Here is a 19,641-nt window from a genome sequence, read left to right on the forward strand (position 1 = left end):
ATTATTATAAAGAATTTTCAATCAGCTTGGTTAAATCTTGGATGGTCAGAGCGCCCTCTACTTTTCTTCCGTTAATAAACCAAGTTGGCGTACCCACGACACCTAAAGTTTTTGAATCAAGGTAGTTTTGTCTGATTTGTTGTAAATATTTTTTTTCATCAAAACAGGTTTGGAACTTTTCATTATAGACTCCTAATCGTTCCGCCAAAATAGCTAAATTATTTTTGTCTTTTCCGAGAGCGTCGGAATAGTTTTGAAAAATCATATCATGCATTTCCCAAAACTTACCTTGTTCACCGGCGCAGTAGGCGGCCATGGCCAAGTCAATGGATTCGTCATGCCCTGGCCAGTCCCGAAAGATTATTTTTACATCTTCGGCGTATTTAATGCTTATTTCTCTTAAAACCGGAAAAGACACTCGGCAAAAAGGACAGGCAAAGTCGGAAAACTGTACAATCGTTACCTTGGGATTATCACTGCCGATTGAATGATTATCTATTCCTTCTATGAGTCTTTTTTCAACTTCCGTATAGCCAGAAATCTTTAATCCATTTGCCGGTTTTTTTTCCGCTATCTGTAAATATGAGCCGTCGGCAATTTGGCGGTTTTGTTCAAGTAGGTAGCCTGCGTAAAGTAAAATAATTAAAACTAAGAATATGGCTATGGGAGTAAGGATAACCCCGATAATTATTTTTACCGCACTGTGCTTGTGTTCTTTTTTTTCTTCAGACATATATTTGTCCAATTACCTTATCTTATGATAATATATCATATAGTATAACATAGATGGTTTATTTTGGACAAGTCCAAAAAATTAAAAAACTTAATTATCTAAACAAGTTATTTATGAAACTTATTTCTTGGAATGTTAACGGTATCAGAGCCTGTGTTAGGAACGGTTTTAGTCAAACTCTAAGAGAGCTAAAGCCAGATATTTTGGCTGTTCAGGAGATAAAGATTGATGACGTGAGTCGTCTTAAAATGGAGTTTGATTTTGCTGGTTATGAAGAATATTGGTGTCCGGCTAAAAAAGCTGGCTATAGTGGTACGGCAATTTTCAGTAAAAAACCTTTAAAAGTTAAAAGCGGACTTGGCATTAAAGAATTTGATGATGAAGGACGCACCCAAACTGTCGAGTTACCCAAGTTTTATTTGGTAAATATGTATTTTCCTAATTCTCAGCCCACTTTGGCTAGGTTGGCTTATAAGGAAAAATTTAATCAAGCCGCCCTAGTTTATGTTAAGAAATTAGCCAAGAAAAAACCGGTTATTTGGTGTGGTGATTTTAACGTAGCTAGACAAGAAATTGATTTAGCCAGACCCAAAGAAAATGTTAACACCGCGGGTTTTACCAAAGAAGAAAGAGCTTGGGCAGATCGTTTTATTAAAGAAGGTTTTACTGACACTTTTCGTTCGGCTCATCCGGACAAAGTTCAATATTCTTGGTGGACTTATCGTTTTGGCGCCCGCTCTCGTAATGTCGGTTGGCGGATTGACTATTTCCTGGTTTCCGCTAAGATAGCCAAACAGGTTAAAAAAGCTTTTATCCTAGATCAAATAATGGGTTCAGACCATTGTCCGGTGGGGATAGAGCTAAATTAAAGAGTTAAATTAATTAAATTAAGAAATATTAAGTTAATAATATATAAGTTATAATGTATTATAGATATAATGTATGAAATACGACCATAAACAAATAGAAAAACACTGGCAAGAACTTTGGGAAAAGAATAAAGTTAACGTTACGCGAGAAAAAAAGGAAAATCCCAAGTTTTATATTTTGGATATGTTTCCTTATCCTTCAGGGGAAGGTCTTCATGTCGGACACCCGAAGGGTTATATTGCCAGTGATATTATTGCCAAGAAAAAAGTCATGCAGGGTTATAATGTTCTTCATCCCATGGGTTGGGACGCTTTTGGCTTACCAGCGGAAAATTATGCCATTAAAAATAAGCTTCATCCCCAAAAGGCTATGACGGAAAATATTGCTCGTTTTAAAAAACAGTTGCAAATTTTGGGTTTGGGTTATGATTGGAGTAGAGAAGTTAACACCACTGATCCCGCTTATTATAAATGGACCCAGTGGATATTTTTAAAGATTTTTCAGACTGGACTAGCTTATGAGTCAAACGAACCGATTAATTGGTGTCCTTCTTGCCAAACCGGACTGGCTAACGAAGATTTGGAAAACGGACTTTGTGAACGTTGCGGTTCAGTAGTAGAGAAAAAGCCTTTGCGCCAGTGGGTCTTAAAGATCACTGATTATGCGGAAAGGTTACTTAGTGATCTTGAACCCCTAGACTGGCCAGAAGCGATTAAAGAATCACAACGTAATTGGATCGGCAAATCCGAGGGGGCGGAAATTGATTTTGAGGTTAGTCTGGAAAAAGAAAAAGAACCAGAGAATAATAAAAAATTTATTGTTGGTGTTTTTACCACTCGTCCAGATACTATTTTCGGAGCGACTTATTTGGTTTTAGCTCCTGAACATCCTTTACTTGAAGAATTAAGCGATTTAGCAGATAACACCAAAGAGATTTTAGCTTATCGCCAAGCAGCAGGAAAAAAGACCGAGCTAGAAAGAGGGGCGGAAAATCGTGAAAAAACCGGTATAGCCATTAAGGGTCTTTATGCGCTTAATCCGGCTACCGGAGAAAAAATTCCGGTTTGGGTTGCCGATTATGTCTTAGCGGATTATGGCACCGGTGCGGTAATGGCCGTGCCAGCTCATGATGAAAGAGATTATTATTTTGCGGTTCAGTATGATTTACCTATTAAAAACGTTATTCAGCCCATTTTTATAGATAAAAATAATCCTCCACAAGAAGGTAAAAAAACCGTTGAAAGAAAAACTATTCATGCTTTAATTAGAGACCCAGAAAACGACACTTGGTTGGTTTTAAAATGGAAAAAACAGCCTTGGCGAGGTTTTGTAGTTGGGGGAGTGGATGAAGGGGAGGAGTTGGTTGAAGCCGCTCGTCGCGAAGTACTTGAGGAAACTGGCTATGAAGATCTTCTCTATATTAAAACTTTGGGCGAGTCGGTAAGGTCTGAATATTTTGCTGCCCATAAAGACGAGAATCGTTTGGCAATTACCTCGGCTATTTATTTTGAATTACAGAGTCAACGTCGCCGTGAAGTTTCCGAAGAAGAACAAGCCAAGCATGAAGTTGAATGGGTTAAGTTGGATAGTTTAAACTCGGACAACATGACTTGTGCTGAACTTGAATTATGGAAAGAACGCTTAAGTGGTAATTTTGCTTATACTAGCGAAGGGCTTTTAATTAATTCCGAACAATTTAATGGACGACTATCCTCTGAAATTTTTGAAGAAATTATTAAATTTATTGGAGGTAAACTTAAAACTCGTTATAAACTGAGGGATTGGGTTTTTTCTCGGCAAAGATATTGGGGTGAGCCTATTCCTTTAATTCATTGCGCTAAGTGCGGTGTAGTAGGAGTACCGGAAAAAGATTTACCAGTTACTTTACCAGAAGTTGAGTCTTATCAGCCGACGGGGACCGGTGAGTCACCTTTGGCGGCTATAGAAGATTGGGTTAGAACGGTTTGCCCAGAGTGTGGTGGAGAAGGTAGAAGAGAAACCAATACCATGCCCCAATGGGCGGGCTCAAGTTGGTATTATCTTCGTTATATTGATCCAGACAATGAACAGGCTTTAGTGGATAAAACTAAGGAAAAATACTGGTCGCCGGTGGATCTTTATATTGGTGGAGCAGAACACGCCACCAGGCACCTTATTTACGCCCGTTTTTGGCATAAATTCTTGTATGATCAAAAGATTGTTTCTTATCCCGAGCCTTTTACCAAATATTCAAATTTAGGCCTTATTTTAGCCGAAGACGGCAGAAAAATGAGTAAACGCTGGGGTAATGTCATTAATCCGGATGAAATGGTGGAAAAATTTGGAGCTGATGCTTTTCGTTTATATGAGATGTTTATCGGGCCCTTTACTAAATCAGCCGGTTTTAAGGTTAGTGGTGTAGCTGGTGCTCGTGCCTTTTTGGAAAAAGTTTGTCGTTTGGGCGAAAATTTAAGTGATCAAGAAAACAGTCCAAAAGCCCATAGCTTACTCCATAAGACAATTTTAAAGGTAGGCGACGATATAGATAACTTAAGATTTAATACCGCTGTTTCTTGTTTAATGATTTTGGTTAATGCTCTTTTGGAAGAAGAACAAGTTAATAAAATCGTTTATGAAAAACTTTTAATTATTTTAGCACCTTTTGCCCCTCATTTGTCAGAGGAACTTTGGCATAAGCATTTTAATAAGTCAGAAGACGAATCAATCTTTTTTAAAGTTTGGCCGAATTATGACCCGGCTTTAATTAAAGACGAAGAGGTAATGGTGGTTGTACAAGTTAACGGGAAGGTTAGAGATAGGTTTATGATTGAAGCCGAAACTGAAGAAGAGATTCTTAAAACCAAAGCTTTGTCTTTAGAAAAGATAAAAAATATTATTGAGGGTAAGAAAATAATTAAAGCAGTGATTGTTAAAAACAAATTAGTTAACTTGGTGGTTGATTAAATTGAATTAAGTTAAGTTGATTAAATTAATATGACACTGTTTGAGTTAACTAAAAAAATTTGTGAAGAACATCATCTTAAACCTTCGCGTAGTCGCGGACAGAATTTTTTAATTGATGAGAATGTTTACCAAGACATGATCAGTGCGGCAGAGCTTAAAGGAGAAGAAATAATTTTAGAAATTGGACCAGGCCTTGGTTTTTTAACCAAGGCTTTAGCCGAGCGAACACAAAAGGTGTTCAGCGTGGAAATAGACGATCGCTTGACGGGTATTAGTCGCCAAAGATTAAAACAAGAGGGGATAAGTAATGTTAAAATTTTTAACGAAGATATTTTAAATTTTACCGGTCAGTGGACTAAGGCTTTGGGTCTTTTAAAAGAACAAAACCAACCATGGAGTATAGTGGCTAATTTACCTTATTCAATTAGCGCAATTTTTTTGCGTAAATTCATTGCCGGTAATGAAGCAGAATTATTACCAGAAAGCTTAACTTTACTTTTACAAAAAGAAGTTGTTGAAAGATTGGTAGCCTTGCCGGGTAATTTAAGTATTCTTGGAATCTCGGTGCAATTTTATTCTAAGGTTGAATTTATCCGAGTGGTTAAGGCTGAAGCTTTTTGGCCCAAGCCCAAGGTGGATAGTGCTATCATTAGGATAAAAAGAGATAACGGTTTTAAACAAAAGCTTTTAGCTGAAAATTTAACTGAAAAAGATTTTTTTCGTTTAGTTAAAATAGGTTTTAGTGCCCGTCGTAAGATGTTAAAAGCTAATTTAGCGGCTGGTTATTCTTTAGACATTAAGGAGGTTGTGGAGATGATGAATAAGGCTAAAATTGATATTACTTGCCGTCCCCAGGCACTTTCCTTGGATGATTGGCTTAAACTACTTGCAGCTTGGCGGTAAAATATGCTAAAATAAAGATAGATAGGTATTTACAAATTTTTTATATTTTTTTATAATAAAGTCATAAAGATAAATAACTTAAGTTTATTTTAAATTTTTAAGTTGTTTATTTAAGTGTTTTAAAGATTTTAAATATGTTTAATCGGTTGTCTCATTTTTTGGGTCTTGATGATTTTGATAAGCGACACAAAGTCGGTTTTGTTTTACTTGTATTAGTAATTATCGGCGTTGTTGTTTTATGGGTCTTTCAACTTAAAAGAGATATTAGTGATCCTCTTTATGCTGGCTTTAAAAATAATAATTCAGCTCAATCCGGACAATCCAATCAAGCTAGCCTTGAACAAGAATTAAGAGCAAAAGATACAGACGGTGATGGCTTATCCGATTGGGATGAGCTTTATGTTTATGGCACCTCACCTTATATGGTTGATACCGACGGAGATGGCATTAGCGATTATGATGAAATTATAGCTGGTACAGATCCTTTATGTGCGGAGGGTCAGGTTTGTACTCCTCTCTCATCAGATATTCAACGGGAGCAGCTAACAACTTTCTCTAACCCAGCTTTAATGGAATTGTCTAATTCAGGCTCAGGACAAAATTTGCTTTCACCAGGACAAGCGCCTACAGCATCACCGGGATCTTCACCTTCGGGATCCTCTGGACAAAATAGTGGTACAAGTAATTTAACACAAGAAGAAAGAAACGCTCTTTTGGAAATTTTCGGTGATGTGAGCGATCCTTCAATTTTAAGACAGATGCTTCTTCAGGCCGGTATGAAACAAGCAGAACTTGAAGCTTTAAGTGATCAAGAAATAATGGAAACTTTTAATTCTTTATTAAACCCGTAATATGAAGAAGCGTTTCTCTTTGCTTTTATTTATTGTTGCAATAATTTTTTCATTATCTGTTTACAAGGAGGTTTCTGCTATCGCTGGGCAGGCTTTAACAGTCCCTACCCCAACAGCCGAGTTAACATCTATTCCTGAAACTACTCGTACTATTACTGAGTCTATTTGGGAGAGTTTAAAAAAGGCGGCTCAAACCAGTTTCGTTACTTTGTTTAGAAGCGCTATTAATCAATACGCTTATGAAACGGCTACTTGGCTTGGTTCAGGCGATCATGGGCAAAAACCGGTTTATCACACCAAGGGTTTTGGACAATTTATCCGAGATACCGGTGCTAATGCTGGTGGGCAGTTTGTTGAAGATTTTTTAATGTTTAGGGATCGGGGTGGTTCAGACGGTGATATCTTTAATACCGCCTCTAGTTTGGGGGTGGATATTTGCGCTCCCAGTATTACAGCTAGTTTGCAAATCTCTTTGGGTCTAACAGATTACTTAAACGAAAGTCGTGGTATTCCAGAGTCAAAATGTAACCTTACCAATATTTGGCAAAACTTAGCGGGTAGTTGGGATGATGCTTTTGGCTATGAAGGACAAGGAGTTAATCATCCTCATTTTTGGAATTCTTTAGCTCAGACCGCTTTTAATCCGGCTACTACTCATGTTGGAGCAGCCGCTACTTTGTTCGGAGTTTCCAGCGAAAGAGTTGCCGAGGAGAGAGGAATAGCTTCTCTTGAAAGAATAGTTTCCGGTGAGTGGAAAAATCCATCTAACCTACTTTCCGGTTGGAGGCTTTCTCCACCCGATTACTCCAAGGGTCGTTATGAAATGGCCGAGGAGTTGGTGCAACAAAATATTTTCCAGCAAACAGGTAATGCTATTGTTGACGCTGCTAATATTTTCTTAAATCAATACGCTTTAACTGCTTTTAATAAGTTTATTGCTAGTTTATCTAAACAAGAAGGCCCAGGGGACTTTAGCAGTAGTTTCTTTTCTCAGGGTTCAAGGGGTGGTATTAATCAGATAGCGCAAAGATCCAATAGAATAATGCAAACCCAGTTTAATGAAAAGGTTGATTATGATGTTTTAAGTGAAATGATTTCTTGCCCTGATCCGCAAAACCCGGGACCAACCAACTGTGTTATTACTCAACCCTTCTCTCAAGCCATTTCTAGACAACTGACTATTGGTGACGCAGTTAAGCAAGGGTTAATTGAAGGAGATAAAAGAATAGGCTATGACCAAAGTGGTAATGATTTGGATATTAATAACGGTTATCCTTACAGGTCCTTAATAATTCTTCGCAAATATAGAATTTTGCCAGTAGGTTTTGAAGTGGCAGCTGATTATATTAAAAATAATAGCGGAGAAACCAGATTTACTACCTTGCAAGATCTGATTGATTGTTATGATGGTAGTGATTCTTACGAAGGATCTTATGACACTACAGCTTGGTGTAAGGGTTTGATTGATCCCAATTGGACTCTTAAGATGCCAAGACAGTTTTGTGGTATGATCGGCTATGGTCCGACTATTCTTTCACAACAAACCGTACCAAAAACCAGGGGAGTTTGTGTTTCTGTTGAAAATTGTCATACAAATACGGCAGGCTGTGAGACTAATTATAAGGAATGCACTAACGCACTTACGGATTGCACAGAAACTCCTTATACATTCTGTAATTTTAATTACGCCCAAGAAGTTAACGTAGCCAGGGCACAGTCTTATTGCGCGGATGAACAGGCTTGTATTAAGGAAAATCCTAATGGTACCTGTGCTTTTTATGGATATTGTACGGAAGAAAGAAGACGTTGGGTTTTTGGACAAGCATCGGATAACAGTTGTGAAGCGCGTAATAACAGTTGCTCCACCTTTAGAGGTAGCGAAGGGCAAACTGTTTCTTATTTGCAAAACACTTTATCTTACGATAATTGTGGTCCTGATGAAGTTGGTTGTAAAAGATACGCTACTATCGGAACTTATAACCAGGCGAATAGCTCAATTAACTGGACGGGCGGAGAAAGATTTTTTAATGCAAAAATTGAGTCTTGCGATTCTGGTAATGAAGGATGTCACAGTTTTATTAGGACAGAGAGTAGTTTAGACGTTAACCTGATAGCTGATGGTAGCTTTGAGGAAAGTCTTTGTATTGTGGAGGTAGGAGGAGGTGTCTCAGGTAACTCAGATAATAATAATGAAGTTATAACCAAAGGTAAATTATCTTGGTTTGATTCTTTAATTAAAGGGGCAGTGGCTCAAAACTCTTTAGCTAGTTGTTTAATCAGTAATTTCTCTTCTTCAGGTAATTTGCCTAGTCCAAATAATCATTGGTATATAAGAGTAGCACCTGGACAATCCGCTAAAGCCGGGGTAACCAACAGTGATTCAACTCATGCCAGCCATAGCCTTTATGTTGAAGGACAGGCCGGTCTTTATTCTAAATTGGACGGTTCAACACCCTCACTTTTACCGGCTGGTTTTTCCATGGAAGGTGATGTTTATTATTCCCTGGCCGCCGCGGTTAAAGTTTTGGAAGGTAAAGTCAGGATCGGTTTTGGCGGTGGAGAAAATCGTTTTGTTGAAATAGATTCAGACGGTGTTTGGGAAACCAGAAACTTGGAATTTTATAATCCGTCTGGTGTAGCCTCGGCTATTGATTTCTATATTGAAGGCACAGACGGTACTGCTAAATTCTATATTGACTCAGTAAAATTAAGTAAAGGTAGAGCCGAGCTTACTTATAAACCATATGGCCAGGGCGGACAAATTTATCAAAAACTATTACCAGCTTACCTGGAAGCTCTTTGTTATGAGAATGTTCAAGGTGGAAACTTTAGCTATAAAGACAATGCACCCGATGAGTGTTTTGATTTTGCTAGAAAGTGTGGTGCTGATGAAGTCGGTTGTGAAAGGTATACTTCCCTTAAAACCAATATATCTTTAACCGCCAAAACCAAGCCCTATGATCTTTGTCCAGGTAGTTGCTTGGGTTATGACACTTATGTTCGTCAGGCGGATGATTTTAATCGTAAAGAAAATGCTCACTTTATTCCAAATACCGCCAGTTTTTGTAGTGCCCAAGCTGTTGGTTGTACCGCCTTTACTAACTTGGATAAATTAGGACAAGGAGCTGAGGCTATTGAGTATTACAAGTCTATGCGCCACTGTATTAAACCGGACACCCAAGCTTGCGGAGATTTTTATACTTGGGAAGGTTCTGATGATGCCGGTTACCAGCTAAGAGTTTTCTCTTTAAAGAGAAATGGCAATAGACCAGCTAGTACCATGGATCCCGAGGAGGAAAGCCAGCTTTGTAATGAAGAAATATTTAAGAAAAAACCCGGAGAGCCTGGTTATAACTTTGATTGTCGTGAATTTTATACAAGAGATGGAGCTATCTTTTATCATCTTTATACCAAAACCATAAGTTGTAGTGAAGATTGTCATCCTTATCGTCGAGACGGAGTAACAGCTCAGGAGTGTACTGCTAATGGTGGGCAGTGGGATACCGAACAGGCTCGTTGTCTTTACTACGCTATTCCCTCGGAAGGTGTAACTTGTTCAGCCTCTGAAGTTGGTTGCGGGGAATATACCGGTAATATTGCTAGCAATGTTAGGACGGCCTTTTATGACAGTTTTGAAGATGCTAATAACCCCTTAATGGGCTGGAGTCCTGGTTCGCACAGTGCTGTTTCTCTTAACCTTAATGGAAATTCTTTATTAACTAATGCGCCAGTTGGTAATATAAGTCGCGTAAGTAAGAGAGTAGGTGCTTATCAGCCGATTGAAAACTACATGGGAGTAAATCGTAACATGTCATATACCATTAGTTTTCTTGCCAAGGCAGCTAACCCGTCCACTAATGTTGAGTCCATTCTTTTCCGTAATGATGAAGGCGAAGAAGCTTTATTCTCTTTGGGCTCTTCTAGAGGTATGTCTACTGATTGGCGTCTTTATACTTTTAATCTTGGCGTTCTTGATCATACCCCAAGTCCTTTGGGAGATAACAGGGGAGAAGAACTTCGTTTAGCTTTCTCTAATAGAGTCTATATTGATGATATTCGGTTAACCGAGGTGCCTGATCGTTATTATCTGATCAAAGATTCTTGGAGTACGCCTATTGTGTGTGATCAAGACATGGGTGGTAACCCTTCTCCTCGTCACATGCTTGGTTGTAGTCAATATAGGAAAATAGATAACAGTACGGTTAATCTTAAGAGCTTTAGCGAACTTTGCCAAGATTCAGCAGCTGGTTGTGAGGCTATGATTGATACCCAAAATTCAACTTTGGCCAGAGCCAGAACGATTAAAGGTGTGGAAATACCGGCTCATAAGATGATTAATGTTGTCTATGACAGAACCAAACAATGTGGAGCAGATAATAAAGGATGCCAGAGAGCCGGTGTGGGCTCAACTTATGAAACTGTTACTACCTATAGCGATATTTATATTAGGAACAATCCAGATCGTTATTCTAGTACTGTTTGTGGTGCAGAATCTGTTGGTTGTAGTCAATGGACCGGCGGAGCGGAAGGTACCGGTACATACTACTTTAAGGATCCTGGTAAAGAAGTCTGTGAATGGCGCTTAAAATCTGGTACAGTTAATGATTATGGTTGGTATAAAAAAGATGTTAAACGATGTTCAGCTGCTCCGAATAATATTTGTTCAAGTAATGCAGATTGCGGTGCAGGAATTTGTCAGGAGGTAGCCTGTACAACTACTTTTGATAAAACCCTTGGCATAGGTGGAGCTAATAACGCAGTAGCCCAACCATCTGAATGGGCTGGTCTTTGTGAGGCCGCGCAATCCGGTTGTACCGAATACCTAGATCCTTTGTCCAAGTTTAACGCCAACCTGGTAATGAATCCGACTTATGCTGTTAATCCTCCCAATACCCAAAGATATGATCCTTGGACACCGGCAGGTAATATAGCTACCCAAATAATGAGTCTTGAAAAGCATAAGGTATATACTTTAACTGGTGGGGATAATGACCAGAACGCAACCCATGATGTCTTTGTTCGATGTGATGCCGTGGGGTCAACTCTTTATGAACTTAATAGTGGTAATAATAAATTTGAAATTAAGACTGGAGGAACAACCAGGTCGGTTAGAGGAAAAGACAGTGTACAGTTTTATGTTATTAGTTCAAGTCCTCAACAATCTGTGGCTTGTACGTTAACGAGGAATAATACTAATCCAATAGAAGCTGTTTCTGTCTCCTTAAAGGAAGCGATTGTTGCGTATCAGCTGAAACAGAACTTGGATTATGAAACACCCAATGGATTGGTTAATTTCAATAAAGGGCATATTCTCTTTAATGAAAGATCATATGGACCAAGGGGTTTAACCTCGCTAAGATACAATGCCAATCGTACCAGTAAAGACGAAGACACTGTAGACGGAGTTAGTCCGCTTCCTGCCGATACCTTTAACAAAAATAACGCTAATGAAATAATTGCCGTTACTGCCGATAGAGTCTGTGGACAGTGGCTTTCTTGTCGTGCTTATGTAACCGATCCACAGAATCCTAATAGACAAGTTTGTGTGGATGTTGGTCTTTGTAATGAATTAGATAGTGAGGGTAGGTGTAATAATTTCGTTAATATGGAAGCAGGAGATATTATTAACCAAACCAATAGTAGTGCGATTATTCATAATATGACCGGCTACAGTAAAGTCGGCTATTCAGACGGCTCAGCTATTGTTTCCCAAGGAGCTAAGAGTTATTACAACCTCGGGGCCATGCGTCAGGTGGGTGCACCAATTAAAGTTGAAAATGGTAGTTTTGAACGTTATGAAGATGCCAGTTGGCAAGGCTTTGGTCATCAGGGATCAGGAGACAATGCACCTTTCTTTAAATATATTCTCCATCCTGCGGAATTGTCCGCAGCCGGTTTGAATTCAATCCATAAAGTTGTTTCCTCTACGTCAAGTTATTTGCCGCCGGAAGGTGTTGGTATGGGGGAAGTTAAGAAAAACTCCTCGGCACTGCAAAAGAAGATTGATTTTATTGAAAACGGACAAACCTATATTATTTCAGCTTATCTTTATGCGAAAAGTTTAGAGGGAGAAGTTGGTATTAAGCTTTGTCCAAAGCCAACCAACCAGCTGGGAGGTTTGTGTACCACCGAATTATTGGTTTCCAATAATAATAGCCGAGACGAGTGGAAAAGAGTTAGTGCCTCCTTTAGGATAGAAAACGCTGGGGAATACCAATTGGAATTGTTTAATAGTACAGGCGCCAGTGCTTACTTTGATGATATTAGAATACAATCTAGCTTGGCTTATCGTTGTAACACCGATGAGACTGGAGATTGTCCAGTAATTGCCAATAGTCAAACAGGCGCAGTTAGGGAATTTTTGGGACCGTCTTGTAGACTATACCCCAATGCCAGTGCCTCGGCTTGTAGACATATAGATAACAATAGAGTGGAACATAAAGGTATCCAAGGTTATTGTCTTGAAACAGATCCTAAGAATCCGGGAACCTGTCTTATGTGGTATCCGTTAGATAGGATAGCTTCGGAATTGAATGATGATGAGTTGACTCCAGTGGTCTTAGAAAATGGTTTATTCTATTGTATTAAAGCCCAAGACAGATGTGATGCTAATAATAATGATAAACCAACTTTGGATTGTGAAGAAGTAATTGTTGTTAATATAGATAAATATTGGTATAACAGACTAAGGCCAGATTCACAATTTACCATAGGCGGAGGTAGTTCTTTTTGGCCTGCCAATAATGGAGTTATTGCTGATGATATAGTTATTAACGTCGGTAATTCCTACAGAACAGCTCAGCCCGCTTTTAATGGAAGGCTTACTTTTGATGAAGGATTTAAGCGAGGTAGTATTTATGGAGCAGGGTTAAACTTTAATGAGCAACAAGGGGTAAGATCTATAAATCTTGTTCAGGGTGGCACATTTAACTCCTTTGTTCCTTATTGGTTTAGGGAGTATAAGTATCAAGTTGGTTATGATTTACCCGGAACTGGTTCTCACTCAGCTTGGTCCACTTCTATTGGAGAGCCTCAGAATCGCCAGGTATGTTTAAGGTCTAATTGGGATGAAATAACGGCACCAAACGGCACTCAGAGTGAGGATATTCCACATGATTCTGGGTTTGCTTTAATGACGAGAAATGCAGGGGGAGGTAGTACGGGACAATGTAATCATACGAACTGTTTTTGTAATGGAGGGCCATGTCCGCAGATAGGTTTTACTTGGTGGTCTTATAATAATAATAGTGATTATACTAAGCAAAAATCAGCCATAGAGGGAGATGGTATATCTATATGGTTTACAAATGGGAATGATAATAAAATAAGATTGTTTAGACAGGGTGAGTCTGCAAATACAAGAAGAGCCCATGCAATGTTTGGCGATAATATAAAAGACTATTATGTTGCAACTTCTCGCAACGCGGCTATTCAGGCAATTAAAAGATTGTTTATTACAGACAACAAGGGAGTTAATGGACCAAATACCGGAACATTCTTATGGAAGCTTTGGAGATGGGAACAGGGCTCATATCAAGATAAAACAAATGAGTTAGATGGTGAACTAGCAAGTTTCCCACTTAGAGAATGCCCCTCTACTGGTCGGCCGGATTCTTTTGTCCAGGATAATGATCCTAGTATTCCTTCGGACTATTGCTATGTTAGACCGTTAATATCCGACTTTAGAATACCAAACGCCGGTAATAACGGGGTAGATAATTATCAGGTTAGTGGTAGAGGAGAGGACGTAACTTTTTCTCTAAATACAAAAACAGATTCTGAACAGTTACCTATAGAAAAAGTTGAAGTTGATTTTGGATTTAAAGATAGTTTAAATGAACCAGTAACCAGATTAATAGCACAAAGAGCTGGTGATAATAATCCGAGAATATTTTCTCAGAGATTAAGTTATCATGATGTTAATAATGTTCACAATAATCCTTCGGATCCAGCTGAGCGTCTTTGTGCGGCTGAAAATCAAATAACCAAATTTGGCGAATGTCCGGGAGGTAGCGGAGCTTGCTGTATTATTAAACCTAAAGTTAAGATTACGGATAACTGGGGTTATTCTAATGAAGTTAGTTACGGAGGAACCGTTGTATTAAGAGCAAACATTGAATAACTTGACTATATTTCTCGTTTGTGATTTAATTAAAATTAATAATTAAATACTGTAAATTAAAAACTAAAGGAGGGTAAACCCTTGAAAAAACTAACAATAAATTTATTTTTAGGGCTATTCTTTTTAGCCCAAATTCAAAATTTGCCTGCTCAACAATGGCAGACAGTATCAATTCCTAACTATTCCGGCCCGCTTATTTGCGGAGATTTTGTTAACGATTTAACGGGATATGTTGCGCAAAGAAAGATGTGGAAAACCACTGATGGAGGTTATACCTGGAATCATATCTTTGATTTTCCTTATTCCAATAATGCTATAACCGGAATGAAGTTCTTTAACGAAAATTTCGGAGTAATTTCCGGACTTTCTGGAAAAATAATGAAAACTACTGACGGAGGAAATTCTTGGATTGATATTTCCACTCAATCAAATATTCATGCTCTCTTTGAGGTTCATTTTTTTTCAGAAGAGAATTTCGCTCTAACGGGTCATGGTCTCGCGTCAACTACCAATGGAGGAGTTACTTGGGATAAAGTTTATTCTACAGGTAGTCAAACGTGGTTTAGGGGGGCTGCTTTTGATGGTAATAATATTATTGCAGGGCTGAGCCATGATTTTTCTTATATTAAGAGTAATAATGGTGGAACAACTTGGAATACAGGATCTGTTATGTTGGACAATAAAAAGATAATTGAACCCTACGCTATTAAGATCCCTGACTACACTCTTTTAGTTGGAGTTATTTCTGGTAGTCCATATACATTAGTTTCAGCTAAAACTAGTAATAACGGACAAACATGGATTACTAAAGATTTCGGTCTATCTGTTTGGGGAGTCGGTAGAGTTATTTATTATAATCAAGTTATTTATCTTACTACTAGTATTAGTGAAAGAGCGGTGATTATGAGATCAACTGACTATGGAGAAATTTGGAGCGAGTTTCTAGAGTTTCCATCTAATTGGTCTGTCGCTAATCTTTTAATAAATAATCAAAAGATTTATCTAGTGAGGTCTGACGGCTTAATATCTTTCACAGATATTAACGTCGGAATCCAAACCACCTCAACCGAGGTGCCGGATGGATTCCAAATCTCACAAAATTACCCCAATCCATTTAATCCGGAAACAAAAATAAACTTTCAGATACCAAAAGGAGACTTTGTTTCTCTAAAGGTATTTGATATTACCGGAAAAGAAGTCGCAACACTTGTTAATCAAAATCTTGAAGCAGGAAGCTATGAGTATAGCTTCAATGCTTCAAACTTAACAAGCGGTGTTTACTTCTACACAATACAGGCAGGTCAATTCACTGAGACCAAGAGAATGGTTCTCGTGAAATAAAAACTTGCTAAATATCCTTGCCACCATGGCTAGGAAAACCCCTTTTCTTTTTTTCTTTCTTAAAAAGGGGTTTTTTATTTGTTTAATAATTACATAATAATCATATTTGGTCTTAATTTACCCCCCTAACTTGTTCTTGTTGGAGTTAAATGCTAAAATATTAGTAGATTAAAGTCCTCATGATTTTAAATTAATTACAATATATATCCTATATATCTTAGCTTTAAATATGTTTTACTCTATTTTTAAGAAAATCTTTGACCTTAAAAGGCTTTCTAAACCCGCCTTTTTTAGTCGTTTTTCTTCTGTTCGTTCTTCTTCTTCTTCTTCTTCTTCAGCCTTTACTCTAGTAGAACTTTTGGTGGTAATTGCCATTATCGGGGTTTTAACAACTGTTAGTGTGGTTTATTTTAATAGTTCTCGTGTGGCAGCTAGAGACGCGAAAAGATTGGCTGACATCAAGCAAATACAAATAGCTCTTAAACTATATTATCAGGACTATGGAGAATATCCCCAAACCGTTACCCCGGGAGGTGCTATTGCCTCTGGATCTAAGAACTATCTTTTAAGAGTACCCTCTAATCCTACACCCAGAAACGATGGAGATTGTCCAGATGAAGATTATCAGTACCAAGTAATGGAAGGAGGACAACGTTATTCTCTTAACTTTTGTCTTTCTTCTAAAGTAGCTGATCTTAAATATCCCGGTATAAAAGTCGGAACCACTAACGGTATATTGGATTGTAAACCAGGTTATATGGGCATAGTTGGTAGCACAGCCCTTGATACTAATGATTTTTGTGTTATGAAATATGAAGCCAAGTGCTTGGACGAATCTGGTGAACCAGTTGTTGCTGAATACGGTACTGGCTATGACGATGACGTAGATGGTGATTGTATAAACAATGGAGGAGCTATTACCTCAGCTCCTTTAGGGGAACCGATAATAAGTCTTGATCTTAATAAAGCCAGATATTATTGCGAATTGGACGGAAGTAGATTAATTTCCAATCCCGAATGGATGACTATAGCTAGAGACGCACAAAGCAACGGTCTTAATGAAGAAGGTGCTCGTAAATATATGCCCAGAGGTAATTTTCACAGTCAAGCTGTACTTAATGCAGAAAATGAATATGTTTTTACAAATGAATTTGATGGTAATAACTTTTTTGATCGTCGTACCCTTAAACTTTTAAGCGGAGGCAGTATCTGGGATTTGGCTGGAAACGTGGCTGAATTGGCAGACAGTACCTGCGTAAGCGGCACCGGTGCTGGACAATATCCGGTTGTAGGACCAAGTTATTGGTCCACCGTTTTAGCTGATCCGAATTATGCTTATGCTGTTGAAGCTTCGGGGCCGACTTGGTTGGATGGCTATGATTCTTCTATGGGTAACTCAGGTTGGTTTACCAGTGGTTGTAGTTCAACAGGTAATATTTTTATCAGGGGAGGTGATTCTTTTAATGGTACAGATGGCCATGATGGTTATGTAGGTATTTATTACTTGGATTTAGAAAATAATTCTTCTTATAAAGGTAAGTACCTTGGCTTTAGATGTGTTCATTAATTATCCTCTTGGCTCTTTACTTGTAAAAAAGCTTTATTTTAGCCAAAATATTACCACCTATTGACAAAATATTTTATATATGATATAATTAATATTATATATTAATTAACCTATTTTAGTTTATTTATATGAAAACTTTCTTTATTTCCGTATTTTCTTTGTTTTTATTGGTTTTTGTTCCCATATCCGTGGAAGCTCAAATGTTTTCTTGGTTACAAGTTTCAGATATTAAACCAAAGAAGATAGCTTTTGTTGATGATAATAAGGGTTATGCCCTGGTTAACGATTCTTTACTTAAAACCAATAATGGAGGTTTAACTTGGTCTTTAACTTCTGATTTGGGCTTGGTTAAAGATTTTAATGTAAATGAACAGGGGAATATCTATGTTTTGGGAACAATTAAGACTAATAATCAACAAAAAACAGCTTTATTTTTTTCCAAAGGCGGACATGGTTGGAAGGTGGTACATATTTTTATTTATGATATTACTGTTGGAGGTATGGAGTTTACCGAAAATGGACATGGGTTTATCGGCACAATAGGTTTAATGAAAACTACTGATCATGGACGGAGTTGGCGAAGTTTACTTGATTTACCACTTAATCATGCAGTTGATGTGGCTTTTAATCGAGACCTGGGATTTTATGTAGATTATGATGCCGCAAGACAAGAAGTTAATTTATACAGAACAGTTGACTTAGGTAATACTTGGGATTATTTGGGAGTTTTAGATTACCGCGCTTTAGACCTAAACTCACAAGTTCCTTATAAGATAACTTTTGGTGAGGAGGCGGTTTATTTAGTATCCGGTACAAAGATTTTAAAAAGTGTTAACCAAGGAGCTAGTTGGGAAACAATTAGGCAGGATATTAGTGATTTATATGACATTGTTTTTGTTAGAGATAGAGGCTTTGCTCTAGGTAAAGAAAAAATTATCATTTCAGACAATGGCGGAGCTACTTGGCGAGAAGAATTTTTTAGCCGAGCTAGTGAATATAACTCTTTATCAGCTACTGAGTCTTATGTTTACGCCGCGGCTGGAGGTGGAGTTTTTCGTTCCTCTTTTAACGAGCTTTTTATTAAACCCCTAACACCTAAAAATTCTTTTAACACAGCCAGACAAAGTACTGCTAACGGGTCAAGACAAAGTAGCGCTGGATCCAGATAAATAAGAACAAATTTAACCTAAATCTCAACACTAAAAAACGGATTTTATTGATAAAATAAAGTTCGTTTTTAATTTGACAAAAAAACATTTTTTATTTTTGCTATATTTAAACAAAAAAGCTTTTCTTATCTTAAAACCTTGGTTTTCCGTCTCTTACCCTTGCCCCCTATTAGCTTATTATGATATACTATAGAGGTAATATCAAATATGGCGCAGTCATCAACATACGCAGGTTTGTCTTATCATGAAGCCGCTTTGTCGGATATGCTTAGGCGTGAAAGAGCAAAAAGGCTATCAGAACAAAAAACCGCTAATTCGTTTTTTGGGCAAGAAGCGGGATCAATCCTAAGAAATGTCGCCACTTATGCAGCCGATAATTTTAGTGATATAAAAGATTCATCAAAATCTTCCGATTTATTTGAAGACTACGCTGCTCATTTACGTATTGTTAAAACCCTAAAAAAAGCCGCTTCTTCTTCTAAGGGTGCTGCTAAGGGAGTTGCCGATGTTTTAGCTTCAGCTGGTATGAGATATTTAACAAGGCAAATGCTTAGAAAAGCTTGGCAATTGGCGATTGAAACTTATTTTATTTCAATTTTCTTATACGGTAATCTTCATATTTTTGGAAGATTTGTTATGGGGGAAAAATATTTTTGTAAACTCGGTCATGAATGGAACCCCAAACTTGATTTTGCTTCAAGGGCGGTAAAGAATACCTCTTCTCATGGGGCTTTGGTTACTACTGTTGAATTAGCAGTAAATTTAGTTGGTATTAAAGCCAGTCCAGAGGTTATACAACACGCTGCCGGTGTGCTGGAAGAAATGAGCGATCACGAGCTATATCAAGCTACTGGTCATAGAAAAAGCGGAGTAGCATCAAGCGCGGCGGGTACTGCTTTAGGTTTGCCTTTGGCCGGTATCGGGTTAGGCGAAGCTTTGATTATAGGGGTTTTGGATGCTTTGGTTATTCTGGTTATCTTAGGTTCTTTAATTATGGTGGTAATAACTTGGTATGTTATTTTTGGAGCAGTGGCGGCGGTGGTTGAAGCTGTAGGTGAAGCTTTTGGCGCCACTTCTTCGGCTTTGCAGGTTCATCAGGAAGTAACCGGAGAAACTCTTTTACCGGGCCCTAAGTTTTAATT

The 19,641-nt window shown here is 38.0% G+C and carries 10 protein-coding genes; 9 read left to right on the plus strand and 1 reads right to left on the minus strand.

The genetic code is table 11. From position 1 onward, the window contains the following. Positions 1–4 precede the first annotated feature (4 nt). Positions 5–733: a thioredoxin domain-containing protein gene (locus tag QY321_01390; GenBank protein ID WKZ25069.1), complete on the minus strand. Its 729-nt coding sequence runs from the start codon at positions 731–733 to the stop codon at positions 5–7. Between the two features lie 113 nt (positions 734–846). On the opposite strand from QY321_01390, the gene QY321_01395 reads away from it, so the two are divergent. The 9 genes from QY321_01395 to QY321_01435 all read left to right on the plus strand — a co-directional run bounded on the left by QY321_01395 (position 847) and on the right by QY321_01435 (position 19,639). Then, entirely contained in the window at positions 847–1,602 is a 756-nt protein-coding gene (locus tag QY321_01395) for an exodeoxyribonuclease III (GenBank protein ID WKZ25070.1), read from the plus strand. A 73-nt stretch (positions 1,603–1,675) separates the two neighbouring features. Next, positions 1,676–4,546, plus strand: a complete 2,871-nt coding sequence (locus QY321_01400) for a class I tRNA ligase family protein (protein ID WKZ25071.1) — start codon at positions 1,676–1,678, stop codon at positions 4,544–4,546. A 30-nt stretch (positions 4,547–4,576) separates the two neighbouring features. After that, positions 4,577–5,449: a 16S rRNA (adenine(1518)-N(6)/adenine(1519)-N(6))-dimethyltransferase RsmA gene (gene rsmA, locus QY321_01405; GenBank protein WKZ25072.1), complete on the plus strand. Its 873-nt coding sequence runs from the start codon at positions 4,577–4,579 to the stop codon at positions 5,447–5,449. A 134-nt stretch (positions 5,450–5,583) separates the two neighbouring features. Then, positions 5,584–6,300, plus strand: a complete 717-nt coding sequence (locus tag QY321_01410) for a thrombospondin type 3 repeat-containing protein (GenBank protein ID WKZ25073.1) — start codon at positions 5,584–5,586, stop codon at positions 6,298–6,300. A gap of 1 nt (position 6,301) precedes the next feature. Next, complete coding sequence (locus QY321_01415) at positions 6,302–14,422, plus strand: hypothetical protein (protein ID WKZ25074.1); 8,121 nt, start codon at positions 6,302–6,304, stop codon at positions 14,420–14,422. A gap of 81 nt (positions 14,423–14,503) precedes the next feature. Beyond that, positions 14,504–15,763 carry a T9SS type A sorting domain-containing protein gene (locus QY321_01420; GenBank protein WKZ25075.1) on the plus strand — a complete coding sequence of 420 codons (1,260 nt, stop codon included), beginning with the start codon at positions 14,504–14,506 and terminating at the stop codon, positions 15,761–15,763. A gap of 229 nt (positions 15,764–15,992) precedes the next feature. After that, positions 15,993–17,330 (plus strand): type II secretion system protein, encoded by a 1,338-nt coding sequence (locus QY321_01425; protein ID WKZ25076.1) that lies wholly within the window; start codon positions 15,993–15,995, stop codon positions 17,328–17,330. A 128-nt stretch (positions 17,331–17,458) separates the two neighbouring features. Then, positions 17,459–18,499 carry a hypothetical protein gene (locus QY321_01430; GenBank protein WKZ25077.1) on the plus strand — a complete coding sequence of 347 codons (1,041 nt, stop codon included), beginning with the start codon at positions 17,459–17,461 and terminating at the stop codon, positions 18,497–18,499. Between the two features lie 207 nt (positions 18,500–18,706). After that, the gene (locus QY321_01435; protein WKZ25078.1) at positions 18,707–19,639 is read left to right on the plus strand and encodes a hypothetical protein; all 933 of its coding nucleotides are present in this window, start codon (positions 18,707–18,709) and stop codon (positions 19,637–19,639) included. Positions 19,640–19,641 lie beyond the last annotated feature (2 nt).

Source organism: Patescibacteria group bacterium (assembly GCA_030583705.1).
Classification (GTDB): Bacteria; Patescibacteriota; Patescibacteriia; order Patescibacteriales; family Patescibacteriaceae; genus Patescibacterium.

What these genes read in the sequence shown, in the direction of transcription:
- QY321_01390 (WKZ25069.1), bottom strand. Translation starts at nt 733, where the DNA reads ATGTCTGAAGAAAAAAAAGAACACAAGCACAGTGCGGTAAAAATAATT.
- QY321_01395 (WKZ25070.1), top strand. Translation starts at nt 847, where the DNA reads ATGAAACTTATTTCTTGGAATGTTAACGGTATCAGAGCCTGTGTTAGG.
- QY321_01400 (WKZ25071.1), top strand. Translation starts at nt 1,676, where the DNA reads ATGAAATACGACCATAAACAAATAGAAAAACACTGGCAAGAACTTTGG.
- rsmA (WKZ25072.1), top strand. Translation starts at nt 4,577, where the DNA reads ATGACACTGTTTGAGTTAACTAAAAAAATTTGTGAAGAACATCATCTT.
- QY321_01410 (WKZ25073.1), top strand. Translation starts at nt 5,584, where the DNA reads ATGTTTAATCGGTTGTCTCATTTTTTGGGTCTTGATGATTTTGATAAG.
- QY321_01415 (WKZ25074.1), top strand. Translation starts at nt 6,302, where the DNA reads ATGAAGAAGCGTTTCTCTTTGCTTTTATTTATTGTTGCAATAATTTTT.
- QY321_01425 (WKZ25076.1), top strand. Translation starts at nt 15,993, where the DNA reads ATGTTTTACTCTATTTTTAAGAAAATCTTTGACCTTAAAAGGCTTTCT.
- QY321_01430 (WKZ25077.1), top strand. Translation starts at nt 17,459, where the DNA reads ATGAAAACTTTCTTTATTTCCGTATTTTCTTTGTTTTTATTGGTTTTT.
- QY321_01435 (WKZ25078.1), top strand. Translation starts at nt 18,707, where the DNA reads ATGGCGCAGTCATCAACATACGCAGGTTTGTCTTATCATGAAGCCGCT.